We start from the raw sequence: 21,392 nt of genomic DNA on the forward strand, positions 1-21,392 counted from the left end.
CAGTGCGTCAGGCGTTGTCGGTCTTCGGTTCAAAATCCGCATCTTCCCTCAAAACGATCATGATCCTCGCTTTGGCGATGTCATTTGTCGTTGCGGATGCCGCGTCCTCGATGGCCGCCAGGTCTTCGGCGATCGTCGTCGACGCCAAGACCGGCAAGGTGCTTTATTCGTCCGATGCCAACGGCCGGCGCTACCCGGCGTCGCTGACCAAGATGATGACGCTCTATCTGACCTTCGAGGCCATGGCGAAGGGCCGGATCAGCAGGAACACGCCCGTGCCGTTCTCGGCCAAAGCGGCGGCCGAACCGCCGACCAAGCTCGGCGTCAAGGCGGGCGGAGCGGTTTCGGTCGAAACCGCCATCCTGTCGATGGTGACCAAGTCGGCCAATGATTCGGCGACCGCGCTCGGCGAACTGCTCGGCGGCAGCGAAAGCAATTTCGCCCGCATGATGACCGCCAAGGCGCGCGCGCTCGGCATGGACGGCACCGTGTTTCGCAATGCCAACGGCCTGCCCGATCCCGGCCAGTTCACAACCGCCCACGACATGGCGATGCTTGGCATAGCGCTCAGGGAACATTATCCGCAGTATTACGGCTATTTCTCGCAGCGCTCCTTCCTTTACGGCCGCCAGCGCATCAATGGCCACAACCGCCTGCTCGGCCGCATCAAGGGCGTCGACGGCATCAAGACCGGCTATACCCGCGCCTCCGGCTTCAACCTGGTCTCGTCGGTTTCGGATGGCAACCGCCGCCTCGTCGCCGTCGTCATGGGCGGCACTTCGGGGCGCAGCCGCGACAACCAGATGGCCGGCCTGATCAACGCATACATGCCGCGCGCATCGACCCGCGGCGGCGGCGCCCTGGTCGCCAAGGCCGGCGGCGACAATCCGGTCAAGGCGCTGGCCAAGGTCTTCCTGCCCAAGCATGACGCGCCGACGCCGGATGGCAAGCCGATGGTTGAAGACGATGCCGTAGCGTCCAATGACGATCCGACATCCGCTGACGAGCAGTCTGCTGAAGGCCAGTCTGCCGACGAACAGACGGTGGCCGCGGTCGAAGAGCCCGCCCCCGTCGTCAAGACCAGGAAGGTCAAGACCGTCATCGTGACGGCGCCGAAGGTCGAAACTGCGCAGATTGTGGCTGCCTACGCCGAACCCACGCCTGCATCCCCAAAGGCGGTCGACCCGGTCAACACGGCCTCGGTGCCGGCTCGTTGGGCGGTGCAGGTGGCGTCGTCGCCCAAGCAGTCCGAAGCCCAGGCTTTCCTCGACAAGACCGCCAAGCAGGCGCCCAAGGTTCTTGCGGCTGCTTCCGGTTTCACCGTCGCCTTCGAGAAGGATGGCGAGACCTATTACCGCGCCCGGTTCGGCGGCTTCGGCTCGAAGGACGCGGCCTGGAATGCCTGCAATGCCCTGAAGAAAAAGAAAATCGCCTGCTACGCAGTCCAACAGTAGGGCGGCGTCGGAACCATCTCCCGGAAATTTACTGCGTCGAAGGAGACTAGTTGTGATTGGAGAGCAAGACGTCCTTGGCTTCGTTGATCCGCGCCGCCAGGAAAGACGTGCCGCCGATGTCGGGGTGCAGGCGCTGCATCAGGCGGCGGTGCGCCTTGCGGACATCCGCCGCGGCGGCCCCCGCTTCAAGACCAAGGATCTTGTAGGCCTCCTCCTTAGTCATGGCGCCCGCACCTGGCGCAACACCCAACCCTTCGCCACCGTTCGCCTCAGCGTCTTTGCGCCAGACGGGAAAACGGCCGTCAAGATACGTCTCTAGGAGCTGGCGGCTCTCCGGGTCGCCGGAGAGTTCGCGGTAAAGCTGCTGCAACTCGGCCAGGCCCATCGCGCCCAGCATCTTGCCTTCATGGCGGCCGGCCAGAACCAGGCCTTCAAGCCCGCCCGTATCGTGATCAAGCTCCATTTCCAGTGCGGCGGTCCGCACCGTCGAGCGCTTGCCGGGCTCCGGCCCGACCGACGGCCGCTTCATTCGCATCGAACCGTACCAGGCAAGGGCCGCGGCCAGGATGAGGCCGGCAATGCCTTCGCGCCCGACCACCAGAACGGCAAGCCCGACCAGCGCCAGAAGCACCGGCCCGAGCGTGCGCATGCCGCTTGCCAGTCTTTTCGCATCGGCGCGGACAAAGATCGTCGCCGCGCCGAGCAGCACCAGAAACAGTGCAACAAGTGCAATGATAGCGCCCATCAATTCCCGCCGCCCCTGAGATGCTCGATCAGCAGCCGGTCTCCCGGCCTGTCCCTTGCCTCGAGCGCCTTCAATCCGCCGGTCGCATAGACGGCAACCGCCGAAAGCAGCCCGGCCAAGGTCGCGGCAGCCCGCCGATCAAATCGGAACCAAGCCCCTTTGGACAGCCGCGCAATCTCCTTGAACGCCTTTTCTGCGCCGGGATCATGGCCTTCCTGGAAGACGAAGACGGGAACGCCGTGCAGACCGAGGCTGCCGGCCTTCTGCGCCAGCTCGTCGATATCCTCTTCCATGGCGTCGCCGATATAGACCAGAGCGTTGACCTTGGCCGCCGCCGTTTCCTTTAGCGCATGCGCCAGCACCTTGCCGATCTGGGTGTGGCCGGCACGGCAGTCGATCCGCGTCATCAGCTGCTTCAGGGCATCAGTATCGGCGACAAAAGCCGACGAGCGGCACTCGCCCAACCCGCGAAAATAGGCCAGTTGGACGCTGAGAGTTCCGGCCTTGCCGACGGCGTCGAACATTTCGCCCTGCAGCTTGGTGGCGAGATCCCAGGTCGGCTGGCGGCTCATCGTGGCGTCGAGCGCAAGGATCAGCCGCCCGGAGCCGGTCGCGGACGCGGCAAGCGTCCGGGCCTGACGGATGAAGGCGTCGATCTCGCCGGCATTGGATTGAGGCTTGACCGGCGCAGGACTGGCCCTTGCGGGCACGCGCTGCTTCTTGTCGCTCATAAGAAGCAAGATGTGGCGTTGTCGGGCCCCTTGCAAGTCCAGCCTTGGACAAGATGAAGGGCCAGCGCTCGACGCTCTGGGAGAAGCGGCCGCGCCCTTGGCTCTACAGCAAGCCCAGATCGGCGAGCTCGCGCTTCAGTTTCGGCGGCATCTCGACCATTCCGGCCTTGCCCTTGCCGATATCGGCGGGCGCATCCGACGGTTTGAGATAACGCCAGCCCTGGAAGGCGCGGCGCGGCTGCCAGTCGGTGCGCACGACGTCGAGGTCGAGCATCAGGCGGCAACGGCCGATGCCTTCGTCGTCGGTGAAGGGCCTGATATCAGTGATCAGCTGGCGGCATTGCACGCTGCCCTTGATCACCCAATAAAGCGAACCGCCATCGGTCACCTCGGCGCCGCGCGCCGGCACCATGCGGGTGGTGTGCCAGTGCTCGGCGGGTTCGCCGGCGCGGCGGCGCTCATCGACGCGAAAGGCGATCCATTCTTCGAGGTCCTCGACGCTGTCGCAACCGACGCACAGTTTTAGGAGATTGAGTGCCATCGCTTAAGGTTTAGTCCGGCGCGCGATTGCGTCAACGGCCCTGCCCGACTTCTCCACAGTGCCAGTGGCGTTGCGCGGTCAGCATTCCACGACATTGACAGCGAGCCCGCCAAGGCTGGTTTCCTTGTACTTCTCGTTCATGTCGAGGCCCGTCTGGCGCATTGTTTCGATCGCGGCGTCGAGCGGCACGAAATGGACGCCGTCGCCTTTGATCGCCAGAGAGGCGGCGGTGACCGCCTTGACGGCGCCGAGCGCGTTGCGCTCGATGCAAGGCACTTGGACCAGACCGCCGACTGGATCGCAAGTCATGCCGAGATGATGTTCGAGCGCGATTTCGGCGGCGTTCTCGACCTGCTCGGGCGTGCCGCCCATGACGGCGCAGAGACCCGCGGCAGCCATCGCCGAGGCCGAGCCGACCTCGCCCTGGCAGCCGACTTCGGCGCCGGAGATCGAGGCATTGGTCTTGATGATGCCGCCGACGGCGGCCGCCGTGAGCAGGAAGTCACGGATGCTCGGCTGGTCAGCCTCGGGGTGGAAATGCAGCCAGTAACGCAGCACCGCCGGCAATGTGCCGGCCGCACCATTGGTGGGCGCGGTGACGACGCGTCCACCGGCCGCGTTCTCTTCGTTCACCGCCATGGCGTAGATCGACAGCCAGTCATTGGCCAGCAAAGGGTTGGGCTTGTTCTGCTGCCATTGCTCCTGCAGCTTGTCGTGCAGCATGCGGGCACGACGGCGCACTTTCAGCCCGCCCGGCATGATGCCGTCCTGCGACAGGCCGCGGTCGATGCAGCCCTTCATGGCGCCCCAGATCGCATCAAGGCCGCTGTCGAGCTCCTCGCGCGACATATGCGTCTCTTCATTGATGCGCTTCATGTCGGCGATAGACAGGCCGCTTTTGCCTGCCATCTTCAGCATCTCGACGGCGTTCTTGAAGGGATAGGGCACCTTCTTGCCTTCTGTGGTCACCGAGCCCTTGACCTTCATCCGCTGCAGCTCTTCCTCGGACACCACGAAGCCGCCGCCGATGGAATAATAGATGCGCTTGAGCAGCAGCCGGTCGCCGGCATCGTAAGCGTAGAAGGCCATGCCGTTGGCGTGGCCGGTGAGCGGCGTCTTGCGGTCGAGCACCAGATCCGTCGCCGGGTCGAAGCGATAGGAGGGATGGCCGTGTGGCGATATCCGCTTCTCGGCGGCGATGCGCGTGGCGATGCCTTCGGCCTGATCGGGATCGACCGTCTGCGGTGTCAGGCCGGCAAGGCCGAGGACAACGGCGCGATCCGAGCCGTGGCCGATACCGGTATAGGCGAGCGAGCCGTGCAGGCTGGCGCCAATGCGATCGACCTTGACTCCGGCCGGGCGCGGCCAGTCATCTCCGGCGATCTCGTCGAGAAACCGCCGCGCCGCCGTCATCGGTCCCATCGTGTGCGAACTCGACGGTCCGATGCCGATCTTGAACAAGTCGAAAACCGAAAGAAACACGCTGCGCCGTCTCCGGGAATGGGATCAAGACCTACATATAGGACTTTCCATGATGTTTGTGCTGTTTTGCGGATTGCGGCGCTGCACCTGCCGACCTTGTTTGCTCCGGCAGCGACATCCCCGGCTGAAAGCGCGTCGCGCTGAAACGGATTCATGCGACGCGCTTTAAGTTCTTGTTTTAATGCATGTGGTTGTCCCAGAACCGCAGCTCACTTTTGGGCGACATGCTTTGGAGCATCGAACTGACCGCTTTGGCTGTGGTAAAAGGGGGCATGGGCGATTCCTTCCATCTGTCGACGGCTGATCTGGCGGCGCTGGCTTTTTTCCTGCTCGCATGGTTGCTGCATACGCTGGCGTCCGACGGCAGACTGGTCAGCCGGGTGTCGTTGACGATGGCCATGAACGTGCAGCGCGAGGCCTGGATGCGCACCATGGCCGAGCGCGAAATCCGCATCGTCGACACCGCCATCATGAGCGGCCTGCAGCAAGGCACCGCCTTTTTCGCCTCCAGTTCGCTGATTGCGCTCGGTGGCTGTTTCGCGCTGCTTGGCGCCTCGGATCAGGTCCTTGACGTGCTGAACGACCTGCCGTTGAACGCGACCTCATCGCGCTCCGCCTTTCAGATCAAGGTCTTTGGCCTGGTGCTGATCCTGGCCTTCGCCTTCTTCAAGTTTGGCTGGGCCTACCGTCTCTTCAACTACTGCACGATCCTGATCGGCGCGGTGCCGATCCCCTATGGCGAGGCGTCACGCAACCCGGTCAGCGAAACGGCGGTGTGGCGCGCGGCGCGCATGAACATGCTGGCCGGCAAGCATTTCAATTCAGGCCTGCGCGCGGTGTTCTTCTCGATCGGCTATCTCGGCTGGTTCGTCGACCCGATCGTGTTCGTGCTGTCGACGCTGCTGCTACTGGCAGTGCTGGTGCGGCGTCAGTTCTTTTCCGCCGCTAGGCAAGCCGTGATCGGTCAGCCGCCCGGGCCGGGGAAAAGCTGGTCGATCCGGCCCGACAGCCAATAGGCGGCGAGCCCGATCCATTCGCGGATCGCCATGGTCGTGGTCTGCAGCGAATCGGGTGCGTTGTCGCGAAACAGGCCAAAGCCTTCCTTGCCCGAGGTGCGATAGTCGACCGGCCACGGGACCGTGTGAAAGCCGGCCTTGTCGAACAGCGCCTTGGCGCGCGGCATGTGGAAGGCGGAGGTCACCAGCAGCCAGGTTTCGCCCGATTTCGGCGTTACCAGTTCCTTGGTGAAGACGGCATTCTCATAGGTGTTGCGGGATTTGCTCTCGAGCATCAGGCGATCGGCGTCGACGCCAAGCGCACCGAGCAGCCGCGGCGCGGTGGCCGCATCCCCCTCGCCATCGATGAACAGTTCACCGGTGCCGCCCGAGATAACCACTTTCGCCTCGGGAAAGCGCCGGGCAAGGATCGCCGCCTCGACCATGCGGTCGCCGCCGGAATTCAGCTCATAGCCGCCGCGCGCCAAGTTGATGGCGCCCTCGAAGCCGCCGCCGAGCACGACAATGCCGTCGACCTTCCGCGGCAGCGGCGGCTTTGGGAAGCGCTCTTCGAGCGGATTGAGCATCATGGCGCCAAGCGACGTCCAGGCCGACAGCGCCAGAATCAGGAAGGCGAACACACTGCCCGTCGCCGCCAATCGCCGGCGGCCGATCAGCGCCGCGAGCAAGCCGGCAAGCAGCAGGAAGATCGCCAGGTTAAGTGGTTGGACGAAGAACCAGAATACCTTGGAGAGATAGAAGAACATTGCCTGCCTATCTCCAGCTCAAATTGTGACGGCCGGTGAAGTGCTCGACCGCACTCGCTACCGCTTCCGCTTCGAGGCGGCTTAACTCCCTGCCGAAAACAAGGGCGCCGTTCGCGTTGGTTAAGCTGATGACTTCCGACAGTCCCACTTCGTCCGTGGGATAGGTATGGTCGAGGATTTCGACCCTAAGATGCCCTTTCAAAGGCAGTGACCACCGATTTCGCAAAGAACCCCTCACCGAGCGCACGGCTGCGGTGTCGGTCAGCCGCAGGGTTTCCCTGCCGAACACCCGCCAGATGAAATCCTTGCCCAGGAAATAGGTGAAGAGGGCAATGACCGCCACGAAGGACAGCAGGCCGAGCGTGCCGCTGGTGAGCGTTGCGGACGACATATCCGTCAATCCCATGTAGCCGGTGTAGGCGACGATCGCGGCCCCGATCAGGACAAAGACTGTCCTGAAATCCGAGGTGCGTGGCGGGTTCGTGATCAGCAGTTCGTTTCCCGTCTCGACGATGGAAATGCGAGACGGAGGCGGCATGCTACCACCACTTCTCCGGCTGGAAGGTTCCCGCCGCCTGCTCGATAACGGCGGCTGTCTGGAACAGGGTTTCCTCGTCGAAGGGACGGCCAATCAGCTGCAGGCCGAGCGGCAGGCCCTTGGCATCGAGGCCGGCAGGCACGGCAATGCCCGGCAGTCCGGCCATGTTCACGGTCACCGTGAAAATGTCGTTGAGGTACATTTTTACCGGATCGGCGGCCATGTCCTCGTCGGCGATGCCGAAGGCGGCCGACGGCGTCGCCGGCGTCAGGATGACGTCGACGCCGTCGGCAAAAACCGTCTCGAAGTCGCGCTTGATCAAATTGCGCACCTTCTGCGCCTGCAGATAGTAGGCATCGTAATAGCCTGCCGACAGCACATAGGTGCCGATCATGATGCGACGCTTGACCTCTTGACCGAACCCGGCGGCTCGGGTCTTTTCGTACATGTCGACAATGTCCTGGCCTGGCACGCGCAAGCCATAGCGGACGCCGTCATAGCGCGCCAGATTGGACGATGCTTCGGCAGGCGCTACGATATAATAAGCCGGCAAAGCATACTTGGTGTGCGGCAGCGAAATGTCGACGATCTCGGCGCCGGCATCCCTGAGCCAGGCAATGCCCTTCTGCCACAGCGCCTCGATCTCTTCCGGCATGCCGTCGACGCGATATTCCCGGGGAATGCCGACCTTCATGCCCCTGATCGGTTTGCCGATCGCCGCCTCGTAATCCGGCACCGGCCGGTCGACGGAAGTGGTGTCCTTGGCGTCGACCGAGGCCATGGACTTCAGCATGATCGCGGCATCGCGCACGTCCCGGGCGATCGGGCCCGCCTGATCGAGCGACGAAGCGAAGGCAACGATGCCCCAGCGCGAGCAGCGGCCATAGGTCGGCTTGATGCCGACGGTGCCGGTGAAGGCGGCTGGCTGGCGGATCGAGCCGCCGGTGTCGGTGGCGGTGGCGCCGGCGCACAGGAAAGCCGAGACGGCGGAAGCCGAGCCCCCCGACGAGCCCCCCGGCACCAGTTGGGCATTGTCCAGCGTGCGCGCGGTCTTCGTGCCGCCGGCCGAAACGAAACCGCCATCGCCCTGATGCGTGGTCGGCATCACCACCGTGTCGAGGCGCGAACGCCGCCACGGATTGACGACAGGGCCGTAATAGGAGGTCTCGTTGGACGAGCCCATGGCGAACTCGTCCATGTTAAGCTTGCCCAGCATGACGGCGCCGTCTGCCCACAGATTGGCGGTGACGGTCGATTCGTAGCGCGGCTTGAAGCCGTCCAGCACATGGCTGCAGGCCTGGGTGTGGACACCTTCGGTCCCGAACAGATCCTTGATGCCGAGCGGGATGCCCTCCAGCGCACCGCCCTCGCCCTTGGCGAGCCTGGCGTCGGAAGCTTTGGCCATATCGCGCGCCTTGTCGCCGGTGACGACGATGTAGGCATTGAGCACCGGATTGGCGCGCTCGATGGCACCGAGATAGGCCTCGGTGATTTCGACGGCAGAAATCTCCTTGGCGCGCAGCTTGGCGCGCGCCTGCGAAATTGTCAGATGGGTCAGTTCGCTCATCAAAGGCTCTTTTCGTAAAACACCGACCACTCGGAATCGGGATAATCCAGCACCGGCCCGCAGCGCGAGAAGCCGGCGCGTTCATAGACGGTCCAGGCGGCGGGATGGCGGTCGCCGGTTTCCAGCACCAGACGCTTCAGCCCTTCGCTGCGCGCCAGCGTTTCGACATGTTCGACGATCTTGGCGCCGATCTTCCTGCCCCGATGCGAAGGCCGCGTGTACATACGCTTGACCTCACCGACGCGGGCATCATGGCGCTTCAGCGCGCCGCAGCCGATGGCTTGCCCGTCGTCGCGGGCGATAAAGACGGTGGTGTCGTCGCCAGCCATCTGCTCGACCGTCAGATGGTAGCAATGCTCCGGCGGCGTCAGTTCGAGCAGAGCCGCGTTGAGCTCCTCGACCAAAGCGCGGACATCGTCCTGCAGCGGCGTTTCGATGGCGATCTCGATTGCCATCGGCCGCCTACTCCACGACCTTCGGCACGAGGAAGAAATTCTCGTCAGTGGCCGGCGCATTGGCGACGATATCGGCGGCCTTGTTGCCGTCGGTGACGATGTCTTGGCGCTTCTTCATCTCCATCGGCGTCACCGATGTCATCGGCTCGACGCCGGAGACATCGACCTCGTTCAGCTGCTCGACAAAGCCCAGAATGGCGTTCAGCTCGCCGGTCATGCGCTCGGCATCCTCCTCGCTCACCGCAATGCGGGCGAGACGCGCGACGCGCTTCACAGTTTGCAGATCAACGGACATGTCTTTAGCCTTTGGGAAAACCAGATCGCGCTATAGCGGCGTGGCGCGTGCCGCGCAACATCGATCGTGCTTGGGGATAGAGCCCGTTCATGCCAGGGCGGCATTTCAGCCTAGGGCAGCGATACACCCTCGCACAGATAATAGCTGCCGCCATTGCCGGCCTGCTCGCCTTCGTCGGCGGTCGGGCGCACCGAGACGATGTCGATTTGGGTCGCGTTCATCTGCGTGATCGACAGTATATCGGGAAAGAGAAAGCCCGGCTCCTGGCAGATGGCAGTGACCGCCCAGCTCGGCGAGCGCGTCGCCTTGGTGACCTGGACAAACTCGCAATTATACTCGACGCTTTGCAGGCCGTCCGCCGACAAGATGACATTGCCGGTGTCAATCAGCGTCTGCAGCGTGTCCTTTTTGGCTTGCGCGCAAAGCTCCTGGGTCTGGAGGTAAACGCCCTTGATGAAGTCCTCGGCGGCGGATGCGGGCGACGCAGCGACCAGCATCGAAACGCAAAGAGTCTCTCTCAAACCCATGGTTTAATTCCCCTTTGCGACAAGGGATCGTTTCAACGATCGCTCTATAGTGTGATCGTTTGGCCGATGGCTGGCAAGGCTACGTCGACACCTGATCCTTCGAGGCCGGCCACGAACTTCTCCGCCGTCGCGTCGATGATCGGGAAGGTGCCGAAGTGGCATGGCACGACGGTGTCGAAGTGGAAGAAGCGCCGGCAGGCCAGGGCCGCCACCGCGCCGCCCATGGTGAAGCGGTCGCCGACCGGCACGAGGCCGATCTTCGGCTCATGCAATTCCTCGATCAGCGCCATATCGGAGAAGATGTCGGTGTCGCCCATATGGTAGAGCGTCTTGTCCTCCGGGAAATGCAGGACCAGCCCGTTGGGATTGCCGAGGTAGACGTTCTGGCCGCCATCGAGCCCAAACGACGAGGAATGCAGTGCCTGCACGAATGTGGTGGTGAAGGCACCGCAATCGACGGTGCCGCCATGATTGCCGGGATTGATCTTCTTGCCGTCGACGCCCTTGCCGACCAGGTACATGCAGATCTCGTAATTGGCGACCAGCTGGGCGCCGCTCTTCTTCAGCACCTCCACCGCGCCGCTGACATGATCACTGTGGCCGTGGGTCAGAAGCACATGGGTGACGCCTTCCGCCGGCCCCTCCCAGCCGCTCGTCCATGACGGATTGCCGACGAGATAGGGGTCGATCAGGATGTTCGCGCCTGATGTCTCGACGCGGAAGGCGGAATGTCCGTACCAGGTCAATTTCATCGATCGTGTTCCTCGATTTTGGTTGCGCCGGAAGATAGAACGCCGGCAGCAAAATTAAAGTGACACAGTGTGCTCGCGGTTCAAAAGAACGTGTCGCGCTCTTTGTGACGGCAAGTCTGGGTCACGGTAAGTCTGGGTCACGGTTAAGACTGGGTCACGGTAAAACTGGTTGGGGAAAGCCGTTGGGCATCATAGCAATCGAGGATCTGCCGGCACGGCTGGAGGGCGGCAGGACGCTGGCCGGGCTCGACCTCGGCGACAAGACGATCGGTGTCGCCGTTTCCGACCGCGGCCTGTCCTTCGCCCATCCGCGCGCGGTCATCCTGCGCAAAAAATTTTCGCTGGATGCGGCAGCACTGCTCGCCCAGCTGCAGAAGGACAATGTCGGCGCGTTTGTACTCGGTCTCCCCATCAACATGGACGGTTCGGAAGGTCCCCGCGCCCAGAAGTCGCGCGCCTTCGTGCGCAACATGGCAGGTATAACCGACCTGCCCTTCGTGCTGTGGGACGAGCGGCTGTCGACGGTGGCGGCGGAGCGGACGCTGATCGAGATGGATTTCTCGCGCCGAAAGCGCGCCGGCAAGATCGATTCGGCGGCTGCGGCCTTTATTCTGCAGGGAGTTCTGGACCGGCTCCAGTCGCTTGACCCACGCGATCGGACGGAACCGGATTCCCCGCCTGCCGCCTGACCCAGGCCGTGATGTTGCGGCGGCGGCGAAACGCCCACAATGCCATCAGCAGGAAGCCGTCAAAGACGCAGGCCCTTGCCACCATGCCCGGAATGATCGCCGGATCGATGCCCAGCATCTGCCCGTAGAGCTGGAACACGAAATCATGCAGCTGCCGGCTGAGCATGACGTAGCCGAAATTGATGTCGTTGAGCGACAGGAAGAACCAGCCCCAGAACAGAGCGAGTGGCGCGGCCCACAATGCGAACAGCGTGCGCATCAGTGACCGTCCCTGCGGCTGCAGCCGCCTCTGGGACCGCTGGGACCAATGTCCGGACGGCCGGAAATGCGCGACAGCAAGGAGCCGTGCGCGGCACCCTTGGCCATGGCATGGGCGGTGGCGCGACTCTCTGCCTCCCGCGAAACCATGACGGCGAAGACCGACCTCCGCTCGGCCAGCATGGCGACATAGGAGGCCAGAAGTGCCGCCAATTGCACGGCGACAACCAAAAACAGGCCGTTGATGCCTCGCGCTGCGCCGCCGATCAGGATCAGCGACAACACCGCGGATGCCGAAATGAAGGCGGTCCGCGCCACACTGTCGGCTCCGTCCGGGCTCGCTGCGGCGTTAACCAGACTCTCGACGAAGACCCAGCAAAACAGCACCGCCACGACCAGCAAGGCGATGGCCAGCGGCGCCACGACGGCAGCATTGTCGAGATCGGCCAGACGAGTGTTTTCCACGACGACGCCGAGCACGCCCAGAGCGCCCGCAACGCCGCGGTTTCCATCGACACAGATGAACGCCAGCAGGGCGAAAACCAGCGCCCAGTGCAAGGCCAGAAAGGACGTCAAAATGTGCCGCATGGCATTCCTGCTTTGGTGACAAAGACAGTGGGGTCTGCGGCCTGCGGCTGCAACGGAAACCATTCGTTAAGGTTAACGGCTTTCCACAGGCAGGCAAATTCGTTCAAGGCCTGGCGGAAGGCCCTCAATTCACCGGCGGATAGAGCGTGTCGACGATCATGCGCGCATCGTGGCGCGAATCGAGCATGCCATAGGTGTTGCGCCACTGGCCGGCGAGCCGCGTCTCGACGAAGGCGTCCGCAATCCGCCCTGCCCCCAGCCGGCGCAATTCCGCAGCTGCCGCCGACAGCGCCAGCTGTTCGGTCAGCAGGCGGGCCGACCCCTCATCGGTGCCGGCGACCTGCATGGCCGCCTTGAGCACGCCAATGGTTCCGCGTCCGCCGGCGCCGAGATCGCGGTCGATGCCGGCCAGCACCTCCTCGAACAGGCCGGGCGCGCGGCCGAGCACGCGCAGCACGTCGAGCGCCATGACATTGCCTGAGCCCTCCCAGATCGCATTGACCGGGGCTTCGCGGTAGTAGCGGGCGAGCGGCGCTTCCTCGACATAGCCATTGCCGCCGAGGCACTCCATCGCCTCATAGAGCAGTGGCGGCGCGATCTTGCAGACCCAGTATTTGACCACCGGGGTCATGGCGCGGGCAAAAGCAGCCTCGCCGCGGTCGCCGGCAGCCTCGTCGAAGGAGCGCGCCAGTCGGAACGAGAGTGCCGTGGCGGCGGCGACATCGAGCGCCATGTCCGCCAGCACGCGTTGCATCAGCGGCTGTTCGATCAACGTCGAGCCGGCCACCTGGCGGTGACGGGCGTGATGCACGGCCTCAGCCAGCCCCGCTCGCATGATTGCCGACGAGGCGACGGCGCAGTCGAGCCGGGTCAGCGTGACCATGTCCATGATCGTCTTTATGCCGGCGCCGGGCTCGCCGACCATCTCGCCGATGGCGTTGACGAACTCTACCTCCGATGAGGCGTTGGAGCGGTTGCCGAGCTTGTCCTTCAGCCGCTGAAAGCGGAAGCCGTTGCCGGAACCGTCGCCGAGGATGCGCGGGACGAGAAAACAGGAAAGCCCTTCCGGCGCCTGTCCAAGCACGAGAAAAGCGTCCGACATCGGCGCCGACATGAACCATTTGTGGCCGGTGAGGCGATAAAAGCCGCTGCCGGCGCGTTCGGCCCGTGTGGTGTTGGCGCGCACGTCGGTGCCGCCCTGCTTTTCGGTCATGCCCATGCCGAGCGTCAGCCCGGTCTTGTCGACCGGCGGCTTCTGACTCTGGTCGTATTTGCGCGTCGTCACGCGCGGCGCCCATTCGCGAAACAGCTTTGGGCTGGCCATCAGGGCGGCCAGCGAAGCGCTGGTCATGGTGATGGGGCAGAGATGCCCGGTCTCGAGTTCGGCGGTCAGGTAGAAACGCGCGGCGCGCACCTGATGGCGACGGCCGATCTCGCTATCGCCGTTTTCCCAGATCGAGGAATGCAGGCCGCCGGCAACCGAGCGGCGCATCAGCGCATGATAGGCCGGATGGAATTCGACGAGGTCGATGCGCCGGCCCTGACGGTCATGCGTGCGGAGCTTCGGCGTCTCGACATTGGCGAGGCGAGCCAGTTCCTGCGCCTCCTGCGTCAGGACGAACCGGCCAAGCCCGTCGAGGTCCTTGCGCACCGGATCGGAAAAACGCTCGGCAAGCTGGATCAGCAACGGATCGCCCCGCCAGGCGTTGCCGCCCGTCAGCGGCGGCGGCTGGTTGGTCACGTCGTCGGTCACGCCCAATCCTTCTGAAAGTAGAAGGGCCTTCTAACGCTAGAAAGGCACTTATCATCACGAGGCTTCGAATCCGAAGCAATCGGCTAGATATAGCCCAAGGCAGGCGGCGCGCGCGACGAAAATACCGGGGAGAAAGGCCGCAATGCCAAGCTGGCGCTTGCGGCAAGGAATTCTCCCCCCTATAGCAGCGCCTTGAGATGACCGACGCTTCGTCCCTGCCGCTTTATCCTCACCGCCATCTTCTGGGCATCCGCGATCTTTCCCCCGGTGATATCGAGCTTCTGCTCGACCGGGCTGACCGCGCCGTCGCCATTTCGCGGCAGTCCGAAAAGAAGACCTCGACGCTGCGCGGCCGCACCCAGATCAACCTCTTCTACGAAGCCTCGACGCGCACGCAGTCGTCGTTCGAACTGGCCGGGAAACGGCTCGGCGCCGACGTCATGAACATGTCGGTGGCGAGCTCTTCGGTGAAGAAGGGCGAGACGCTGATCGACACGGCGATGACGCTGAACGCCATGCGCCCCGACATCCTGATCATCCGCCACCAGTCTGCGGGCGCCGCCGCCCTTTTGGCGCAGAAGGTCGGCTGCTCGGTGGTCAATGCCGGCGACGGCGCGCATGAACACCCAACGCAGGCGCTGCTCGACGCGCTGACTATCCGCCGCGCCAAGGGGCCGCTGTCGAAACTGATCGTAGCGATCTGCGGCGACATCCTGCATTCTCGCGTGGCGCGTTCCAACATCATGCTGTTGAACGCGCTTGGTGCGCAGGTGCGTGTGGTGGCGCCGTCGACCCTGCTACCGTCCGGCATCGAGAAAATGGGCGTCATCGTCTCGCGCTCGATGGCAGAGGGCCTCAAGGGCGCGGACGTGGTGATGATGCTGCGCCTGCAGCGCGAGCGGATGGAAGGCGCCTTCGTGCCTTCGGTACGCGAATATTTCCGCTATTTCGGCCTCGATGCCGAAAAGCTGAAGGCCGCCAAGGACGGCGCGCTGGTGATGCATCCCGGTCCGATGAACCGCGGCGTCGAGATTGCGTCCGAAATCGCCGACGGTCCGCAAAGCGTCATCCAGGAACAGGTCGAGATGGGGGTGGCCGTGCGCATGGCGGTCATGGAAGCGCTGCTCGATCCCCGCCGCAATGCAGAGGGCCGCGGCGCATGAGCACGACGGTCTTTGAGCGCGCCCGCATCGTCGACCCGTCACGCGGCATCGACGAGGTCGGCACCGTCATCGTCGAAGGGAAAAAGATCGTTGCCGCCGGCAAGGCTGCCCTGAACCAGGGCCTGCCGGCGGGAGCCACCGTGGTCGACTGCGCCGGCAAGGCGATCATTCCCGGCCTGATCGACGCGCGCGTCTTCATCGGCGAACCGGGCGGCGAACATCGCGAGACCATCGCTTCGGCCAGCGTTGCGGCGGCGGCCGGCGGCGTCACCTCCGTCGTTATGATGCCCGACACCGACCCGGTGATCGACAATGTCGCGCTGGTCGAATTCGTGCTGCGCACCGCCCGGGACACGGCAAGCGTCAACATCTTTCCGGCGGCGGCGATCACCAAAGGCCTCGCCGGTCGCGAGATGACCGAATTCGGCCTGTTGCGCGAGGCCGGTGCGGTCGCCTTCACCGATGGGCGGCACACAATATCCAGCGCACTGGTGATGCGCCGGGCGCTGACCTATGCCCGCGATTTCGGCGGCGTCATCGCACATGAGACACAGGATGGCGACCTCGCTTCGGCGGGCGTGATGAATGAAGGCCTGTATGCCAGCTGGCTCGGCCTTGCCGGCATTCCGCGCGAGGCCGAGTCCATCCCGCTGGAGCGCGACCTGGCGCTGGCACGGCTGACGCGCGGCGCCTACCACGCGGCCAAGATCTCGACGGCGATGGCAGCGCAAGCGATGACGCGCGCGAAAGCCGACAAGGCCAATGTCACGGCGGGCGTGGCGATCCACAATCTGTCGCTGAACGAGAACGATGTCGGGGAATACCGCACCTTCTTCCGGCTGACGCCGCCTTTGCGCGCGGAGGAAGACCGGCTGGCCATGATCGAGGCGGTCAAGGACGGCACGATCGACATCATCGTCTCCTCGCACGACCCGCAGGATGTCGACACCAAGCGCCTTCCCTTCGCCGATGCAGCTGCCGGCGCGATCGGGTTGGAGACGCTGCTTGGAGCAGCGCTTCGGCTCTACCACAATGGCGACGTGCCGCTACTTCGGCTGGTCGAAACACTGTCCACCGCACCAGCAAGGCTGTTCGGCCTGCCGGGCGGCACGCTGAAGCCGGGAGCGCCGGCCGATCTTGCGCTGATCGACCTTGAAGAACCCTGGAGCGTGAGTGAAAGCGGCATCCGCTCGCGCTCGAAAAACACCTGCTTCGAAGGTGCGCGGCTGCAAGGCATGGTCTTGCAAACGCTGGTGGCGGGCCGCACAGTGTTTTCGAGCTAGAGCGATCGCGCCACGTCGCAGACCGATATGTTGCTGGGGAAATGCGGGGGCAAACAATGAGTTATAACGTTATCCTGGCATTGCTGTTCGGCTATCTCCTCGGCTCGATTCCCTTCGGCCTCTTGATCACCCGCGCCGCCGGCCTCGGCGATGTGCGCAAAATCGGCTCCGGCAATATCGGCGCCACCAACGTTCTGCGCACCGGCAACAAGGGCCTCGCCGCCGCGACGTTGGTGCTCGACGCATCGAAGGGTACGGCGGCGGTGATGATCGCGCGCCATTTTGGACACGACTACGGACTGTGGGCCGGCCTTGGACTCTGGGCGGGCCTTGGCGCCTTCCTTGGCCATCTGTTTCCGGTCTGGCTCGGTTTCAAGGGCGGCAAGGGCGTGGCGACCTATCTCGGCGTGCTGATCGCGCTCGGCTGGCATGTGGCGCTGATTTTTATCGTCGTCTGGCTGGCGATGGCTTTTCTGTTTCGCTATTCCTCGCTGGCAGCGCTGACGGCGGCGGTCATCGTGCCGATCGCGCTTTATTTCTGGAGCACACCTGAGACCGCCGGGCTGTTCCTGGTGATGAGCCTGATCGTCATCTTCAAACATCGCGCCAACATTTCGCGCCTTCTTGCCGGCACCGAAGGCAAGATCGGAGCCAAGGGTTGAGCAAGCCCGCCGCCGGGCCGCGCCTCAGCGACTGGCAGCGGCTGAGCTGGCTGCGGCTGATCCGCACACAAAATGTCGGCCCGGCCTCGTTTCGCGAATTGATCAACCGCTTTGGTTCGGCGGAGGCGGCGTTGGAGATGCTGCCCGAGCTGATGATTTCGGGCGGAGCCAAAAGGATCATGCGCATTCCTTCCGTGGAGGAAGCCGAAGCGGAACTCGACGCAGCCAGTGAAAACGGCGCCCGCTTCGTCGGCATCGGCGAGGCCGACTACCCGCCGATGCTGAAAAACATGGACAATCCGCCGCCACTGATTGCCGTGAAGGGCGAGGCAGCCGTCTTTCGCCTGCCGGCGGTGGCCATCGTCGGCGCCCGCAACGCGTCGCTCGCCGGCATCAAGATGGCGCGCATGCTGGCGGCGGATCTTGGCCGCGACGGCTACGTCATCGTTTCCGGCCTGGCGCGCGGCATCGACACGGCAGCACACCAGGGCAGTCTCTCGACTGGTACAGTGGGTGTGCTGGCCGGTGGGCTCGATGTCCCCTACCCGCCCGAAAATATCGGCTTGTGCGACGACATTGCCGAGCGTGGCGGCGCCGTTATTTCGGAAATGCCGTTCGGCTGGCAGCCGCGGGCGCAGGATTTTCCGCGCCGCAACCGGCTTGTCGCGGGCACCGCCCTCGGACTGGTGGTGATCGAAGCGGCGCAACGCTCCGGCTCGCTGATCAGCGCGCGCCTGGCCGGCGAGATGGGCCGGCTGGTCTTTGCCGTGCCGGGTTCGCCGCTCGATCCGCGCTGCGCCGGCTCCAACGGCCTGCTCAAGGACGGCGCCACCCTGGTCACCGAGGCGGCCGATGTTTCCGGTGCGATCGCACCCTTGGCGGGCACGCGAACGCGAAGCATTGCGCCGCCAGAAAAGGCACCCGATTTTTCGGCAACTCCCCCGCCCGGTGAGGACGAACGCAGCGGCGTGCTCGAGGCGCTGGGCCCAACGCCGGTGGGCGTGGACGAGATCATCCGCCACACCGGCCTCAACGCCGCGCAAGTCTCCATGGTGCTGCTGGAACTCGACCTTGCCGGCCGCATCGAGCGCCATGCCGGCGGCAATGTCTCACTGGTTTCGTGAAAGCCTGAGACTTAGTTTGCGGCCGCAAATACCGCAGCACTTTCAGACATGAGGCGCCGTGCGGCGGGTTGGACATTATCCCTGTATGTAATGCATTGGCGGTAGCGGCCATCGGCAACGCGCTGTTTACCAATGCGCTCCCACTCCGGTGTCCAGGAGGAATTCCAGTCAAAATCCTGGGACATCAGATTTTCCCTGTCGAAGCATTGCGGATCCCTCTCGAGTATCCGACGCGCTTCATCGGCGAGGGGACTATAGTTTTCAACAGCCGCTATCTTCCGCGCCCGCGCGGCCGGGGAAAGCTGAATTGCCGATTCGACACGTCCCGCCACATTTGGAACCGCAGCGGAACAAAGCTGTTTGCCGACCTGTGCCGTCTTTCGCAGTCCTCGGCAGAGGGCCTGGCCAAACGCAAAGGCAAGATCATGTATGGGATTATAGCCGTCGACCGCATCCGATACGATCTGGACACTCTTTGCGGTCGTTAGATCGGCGCGCACTCTCGAAAACACGTCGATCAGGAAATCATGGTTCCCGGCCAGCAGCGCTTCGTACCAGGCGCCATCCGGAATTTCCCCAAACACCGCGCCGCGTGTCGCGCCCGCAGCTTCGACCAGATCGCGCGAATAGCGGGTTCGCGATGTTTCCTTGCCGCCTGATCCGTCGGTCAGAAGATAGACCCTTGGTTTGGCGATCTCGAGCCAATGGTGGATCCTGAGTTCGTGCCCGGGGTGAGCGAGGATCAGCACGTTTTCCAGTTTTTCTCCTGACTTTTCAGGCAACAATGGCTCCAATCCAGTTTCTGGTCCGATCGAGCCGAATGGCCTGGGGACAAATTCAGGCGCAAACCTTGGCCGCGACAATGCTGACGAAGCTTGTTTGGTCAGCGGCTTCAACTTAAGACGCTGCCAGAAACTCATGCGCCTTTCTCTCTCATATCAGATGTAGTGCGCAAGCAAGGAATCGCCCGTTGCGAATTCTTATCACCAATCTCTCCCTGTCGCGAAACAGCGGATCGGAAGCGGTCGTCGAACTGTTGGCCGACGGGCTTCGCGGCGCCGGCCATCAGACCATGCTGCTGGCTCCCACTCTGGGCGACATAGCCGATAGAATGCGTCGGCGCGGGCATCATGTCGTCGATCGGATTGCCGAGATCGTCGAAAGGCCCGATGTCATTCACGCCCAGCATCTGACGCCCTGCCTGACTGCGCTCGCCAGGTTTCCCGACGTGCCAGCGGTATTTTCCTGTCACAGCGCGTTCTTTGAAGTCGAAGCGCCGATGCTGCATCCCCAGATACGCCATTGGATTGCGGTCGACGAGGCGTGCCGAGCCAAATGCCTGTCGAGGGGCATACCGGCCGACCAGATGAGCCTTGTCTACAACGCGGTCGATCTCAATCGCTTCAAACAGCGCCCACCGCTGCCCGCCAGACCCGCGCGAGGCCTGCTGCTGACCAAGAATTTCGAGCACCAGGCGGCGGTTCGTGAGGCCTGTGCGAGAAGTGGCATCCAGCTGGATGAGCTAGGTCCAGCCACCGGGCGGTTTTCGCAGCAGCTGGAACAGGATCTGCTTGGTTACGACATCGTGTTTGCAACCGCCCGAATGGCCATCGAGGCAGCTGCGGTCGGCTGTTCCGTCGTGGTTTGCGACGCGCGCGGTTTTGCGGGATTGCTCAGCAGCGCAAACATGGAGGCATGGCGTCGCTTCAATCTGGGCGTTGGGCTTTTGACCAAGCCGACCACGGTCGAAAATCTTCTGGGCGCGATATCCGGTTTCGATGCGAACGATGCCGCGGCGGTGTCCACCTATTTTCGGAAGGCGGCCGGCGACGCGTATTTTGTCGAGGAACATGTGCGCATCTATGATCAGGTGCTGCGATCCGACAGGGGGCTGAATCCCGATGAGCGCGCGCTTGCGACCGCCGTGTGGATCGAAGAGATCGGGGTCTCGCATCCACGCCGAAGATGGTTTCACATCGTGAAAGAATTGCACGGCTGGCCGGATGCGCCCGAATTGGCGACGCTTCTGGCTCAGTCCCACGCAAACTCGCGAGTTTTGGAGAAGCTTGGCGAACAGATCGCCAGAACCCAGCAGCTTGTTCTGGACGAGGCTGTCTCGCGCGCCGCCGCGCTGGGCGACAACCCGGCTGTGCTGAGCCGGGTGGAGGAACAGCTTTCGAACCTTTCAAATTTTGTGGCCGAGATAAAGCGGCTGTACAACGGTATGATCCCCCTGTTCATCAGAAAGCTTCTCCTTCGGGCGCGTAAAGGGGTCGGACATTGACAGGGCTCGACGGCTTGGACCGCGATAAATTGAGTGGCTACAGCATCTGCACCTCGCCACGATCCGGCAGCAATTTCCTGTGCCAGCATCTGAGCGGCACGGGCCTGCTCGGACATCCGCTGGAATATTTCAATTGGGGCGGGCGGCGCTATTTCGATGACCCGGACTACCCCAAGGATATCGCCGGCCAGGTCTGGAAAATCCTTACCATGGGCGCCACTCCCAACGGCATCTACGGCTTGAAGTTATTTGCCCACCAGCACGACTGGATTTCGGGCGAGGTGAACTGGGTCGATGCCCTTCCCAATCTTCGCTTCGTGCTGCTCACCAGACGCGACTTGCTTGGCCAAGCGATTTCCTGGGCACGCGCGCTGCAGACAGGACAATACCGATCGAGCCAACCGATGGCACAGAAGCCGGTCTTCGACGCTGGACTGATCCAGAGCCAGCTCAACGCCCTTGCTCGTGAACGAGCCCGCTGGGAGATGTTCTTTGCGCGCACCGGTATCGAGCCCTTGCGGTTCGAATACGAGACAATGATCGAGGACCCTCGCCACGCCGTCAGTCAGGTCGCCGAGCTGATGGGCCTGAAGCCGCCCTCCAAGCTGGACCCCGGCAACGTGACCGTTGAGCTGCAAAGGGATGCATCAAACCTCGAATGGGCAGACCGCTTCCGGGCAGAGCGCGGCGACCCGAACATCCTGGACTTGATCTAGCTCCGCAGAATTCGTCTTCGGGC

General features: G+C 63.5%; 24 protein-coding genes. 9 read left to right on the top strand and 15 right to left on the bottom strand.

The annotated features are described in order from the left end of the window. Positions 1-59: 59 nt before the first annotated feature. Complete coding sequence (locus NKI31_RS29070; protein ID WP_502896837.1) at positions 60-1,454, top strand: SPOR domain-containing protein; 1,395 nt, start codon at positions 60-62, stop codon at positions 1,452-1,454. A gap of 46 nt (positions 1,455-1,500) precedes the next feature. On the opposite strand, the gene NKI31_RS29075 is transcribed toward NKI31_RS29070, so the two are convergent. From NKI31_RS29075 to NKI31_RS29090, 4 genes are all read right to left on the bottom strand, one after another. After that, on the bottom strand, positions 1,501-2,199 hold the full coding sequence (locus NKI31_RS29075) for a DnaJ domain-containing protein (RefSeq protein WP_352653214.1): 699 nt from the start codon (positions 2,197-2,199) through the stop codon (positions 1,501-1,503). Then, positions 2,199-2,930 (bottom strand): hypothetical protein, encoded by a 732-nt coding sequence (locus NKI31_RS29080; protein WP_023752224.1) that lies wholly within the window; start codon positions 2,928-2,930, stop codon positions 2,199-2,201. Before NKI31_RS29080 ends, NKI31_RS29075 begins: the two co-directional genes overlap by 1 nt. Before the next feature lie 103 nt (positions 2,931-3,033). Then, entirely contained in the window at positions 3,034-3,471 is a 438-nt protein-coding gene (locus NKI31_RS29085; protein ID WP_023815779.1) for a DUF1489 family protein, read from the bottom strand. Between the two features lie 78 nt (positions 3,472-3,549). Next, positions 3,550-4,953, bottom strand: coding sequence for an L-serine ammonia-lyase (locus NKI31_RS29090; protein ID WP_023700741.1), 1,404 nt, complete (start codon positions 4,951-4,953; stop codon positions 3,550-3,552). A 272-nt stretch (positions 4,954-5,225) separates the two neighbouring features. Here NKI31_RS29090 and NKI31_RS29095 point away from each other — a divergent pair, with 272 nt between their 5' ends. Next, positions 5,226-5,969: a DUF599 domain-containing protein gene (locus NKI31_RS29095; RefSeq protein ID WP_352653224.1), complete on the top strand. Its 744-nt coding sequence runs from the start codon at positions 5,226-5,228 to the stop codon at positions 5,967-5,969. Here NKI31_RS29095 and NKI31_RS29100 read toward each other — a convergent pair. From NKI31_RS29100 to NKI31_RS29130, 7 genes are all read right to left on the bottom strand, one after another. Then, positions 5,918-6,715 carry a YdcF family protein gene (locus NKI31_RS29100; protein ID WP_023693431.1) on the bottom strand — a complete coding sequence of 266 codons (798 nt, stop codon included), beginning with the start codon at positions 6,713-6,715 and terminating at the stop codon, positions 5,918-5,920. The genes NKI31_RS29095 and NKI31_RS29100 overlap by 52 nt on opposite strands. 7 nt (positions 6,716-6,722) lie before the next feature. Then, positions 6,723-7,253 carry a hypothetical protein gene (locus tag NKI31_RS29105; protein ID WP_023712360.1) on the bottom strand — a complete coding sequence of 177 codons (531 nt, stop codon included), beginning with the start codon at positions 7,251-7,253 and terminating at the stop codon, positions 6,723-6,725. Position 7,254: 1 nt separating this feature from the next. Next, positions 7,255-8,820 carry an amidase gene (locus NKI31_RS29110; RefSeq protein WP_352653215.1) on the bottom strand — a complete coding sequence of 522 codons (1,566 nt, stop codon included), beginning with the start codon at positions 8,818-8,820 and terminating at the stop codon, positions 7,255-7,257. Continuing rightward, positions 8,820-9,275 carry a GNAT family N-acetyltransferase gene (locus tag NKI31_RS29115; protein ID WP_023671000.1) on the bottom strand — a complete coding sequence of 152 codons (456 nt, stop codon included), beginning with the start codon at positions 9,273-9,275 and terminating at the stop codon, positions 8,820-8,822. The genes NKI31_RS29110 and NKI31_RS29115 overlap by 1 nt, the downstream gene beginning before the upstream one ends. Before the next feature lie 7 nt (positions 9,276-9,282). After that, positions 9,283-9,570 (bottom strand): Asp-tRNA(Asn)/Glu-tRNA(Gln) amidotransferase subunit GatC, encoded by a 288-nt coding sequence (gene gatC / locus NKI31_RS29120; RefSeq protein ID WP_023670999.1) that lies wholly within the window; start codon positions 9,568-9,570, stop codon positions 9,283-9,285. Between the two features lie 110 nt (positions 9,571-9,680). After that, positions 9,681-10,097, bottom strand: coding sequence for a hypothetical protein (locus NKI31_RS29125; RefSeq protein ID WP_023670998.1), 417 nt, complete (start codon positions 10,095-10,097; stop codon positions 9,681-9,683). Between the two features lie 44 nt (positions 10,098-10,141). Next, complete coding sequence (locus NKI31_RS29130) at positions 10,142-10,849, bottom strand: metal-dependent hydrolase (protein WP_023670997.1); 708 nt, start codon at positions 10,847-10,849, stop codon at positions 10,142-10,144. A gap of 182 nt (positions 10,850-11,031) precedes the next feature. Between NKI31_RS29130 and ruvX the strand changes: the two genes are divergently transcribed. Beyond that, on the top strand, positions 11,032-11,538 hold the full coding sequence (gene ruvX, locus NKI31_RS29135) for a Holliday junction resolvase RuvX (protein ID WP_023688595.1): 507 nt from the start codon (positions 11,032-11,034) through the stop codon (positions 11,536-11,538). Here ruvX and NKI31_RS29140 read toward each other — a convergent pair. The 3 genes from NKI31_RS29140 to NKI31_RS29150 form a co-directional block, all read right to left on the bottom strand. Beyond that, a complete protein-coding gene (locus tag NKI31_RS29140; protein WP_023693426.1) occupies positions 11,456-11,797 on the bottom strand; it encodes a DUF6105 family protein in 342 nt (113 codons plus the stop codon). The two genes, ruvX and NKI31_RS29140, sit on opposite strands and share 83 nt — an antisense overlap. After that, complete coding sequence (locus NKI31_RS29145; RefSeq protein WP_352653216.1) at positions 11,797-12,384, bottom strand: hypothetical protein; 588 nt, start codon at positions 12,382-12,384, stop codon at positions 11,797-11,799. Before NKI31_RS29145 ends, NKI31_RS29140 begins: the two co-directional genes overlap by 1 nt. A 124-nt stretch (positions 12,385-12,508) precedes the next feature. Then, the gene (locus NKI31_RS29150; protein WP_023688598.1) at positions 12,509-14,137 is read right to left on the bottom strand and encodes a DNA alkylation response protein; all 1,629 of its coding nucleotides are present in this window, start codon (positions 14,135-14,137) and stop codon (positions 12,509-12,511) included. A 197-nt stretch (positions 14,138-14,334) separates the two neighbouring features. Here NKI31_RS29150 and NKI31_RS29155 point away from each other — a divergent pair, with 197 nt between their 5' ends. Genes NKI31_RS29155 through dprA form a run of 4 tightly spaced genes read left to right on the top strand, consistent with a single transcriptional unit; the run spans position 14,335 to position 18,369 of the window. Beyond that, entirely contained in the window at positions 14,335-15,300 is a 966-nt protein-coding gene (locus NKI31_RS29155; protein WP_023806087.1) for an aspartate carbamoyltransferase catalytic subunit, read from the top strand. Beyond that, positions 15,297-16,583, top strand: coding sequence for a dihydroorotase (locus NKI31_RS29160; protein WP_352653217.1), 1,287 nt, complete (start codon positions 15,297-15,299; stop codon positions 16,581-16,583). The genes NKI31_RS29155 and NKI31_RS29160 overlap by 4 nt, the downstream gene beginning before the upstream one ends. Before the next feature lie 56 nt (positions 16,584-16,639). Further along, entirely contained in the window at positions 16,640-17,245 is a 606-nt protein-coding gene (gene plsY, locus NKI31_RS29165) for a glycerol-3-phosphate 1-O-acyltransferase PlsY (protein ID WP_352653218.1), read from the top strand. Continuing rightward, on the top strand, positions 17,242-18,369 hold the full coding sequence (gene dprA / locus NKI31_RS29170) for a DNA-processing protein DprA (RefSeq protein WP_352653219.1): 1,128 nt from the start codon (positions 17,242-17,244) through the stop codon (positions 18,367-18,369). The genes plsY and dprA overlap by 4 nt, the downstream gene beginning before the upstream one ends. Positions 18,370-18,380: 11 nt before the next feature. On the opposite strand, the gene NKI31_RS29175 is transcribed toward dprA, so the two are convergent. Beyond that, complete coding sequence (locus NKI31_RS29175; protein WP_245262643.1) at positions 18,381-19,289, bottom strand: hypothetical protein; 909 nt, start codon at positions 19,287-19,289, stop codon at positions 18,381-18,383. Between the two features lie 50 nt (positions 19,290-19,339). Between NKI31_RS29175 and NKI31_RS29180 the strand changes: the two genes are divergently transcribed. Together NKI31_RS29180 and NKI31_RS29185 are read left to right on the top strand one after the other, a co-directional pair. After that, entirely contained in the window at positions 19,340-20,653 is a 1,314-nt protein-coding gene (locus NKI31_RS29180) for a glycosyltransferase (RefSeq protein WP_352653220.1), read from the top strand. Further along, a complete protein-coding gene (locus NKI31_RS29185; protein ID WP_023688604.1) occupies positions 20,650-21,369 on the top strand; it encodes a Stf0 family sulfotransferase in 720 nt (239 codons plus the stop codon). The genes NKI31_RS29180 and NKI31_RS29185 overlap by 4 nt, the downstream gene beginning before the upstream one ends. Positions 21,370-21,392: the final 23 nt, after the last annotated feature.

This window comes from Mesorhizobium sp. M0659, assembly GCF_040320605.1.
In the GTDB taxonomy this organism is placed as follows: Bacteria; Pseudomonadota; Alphaproteobacteria; order Rhizobiales; family Rhizobiaceae; genus Mesorhizobium.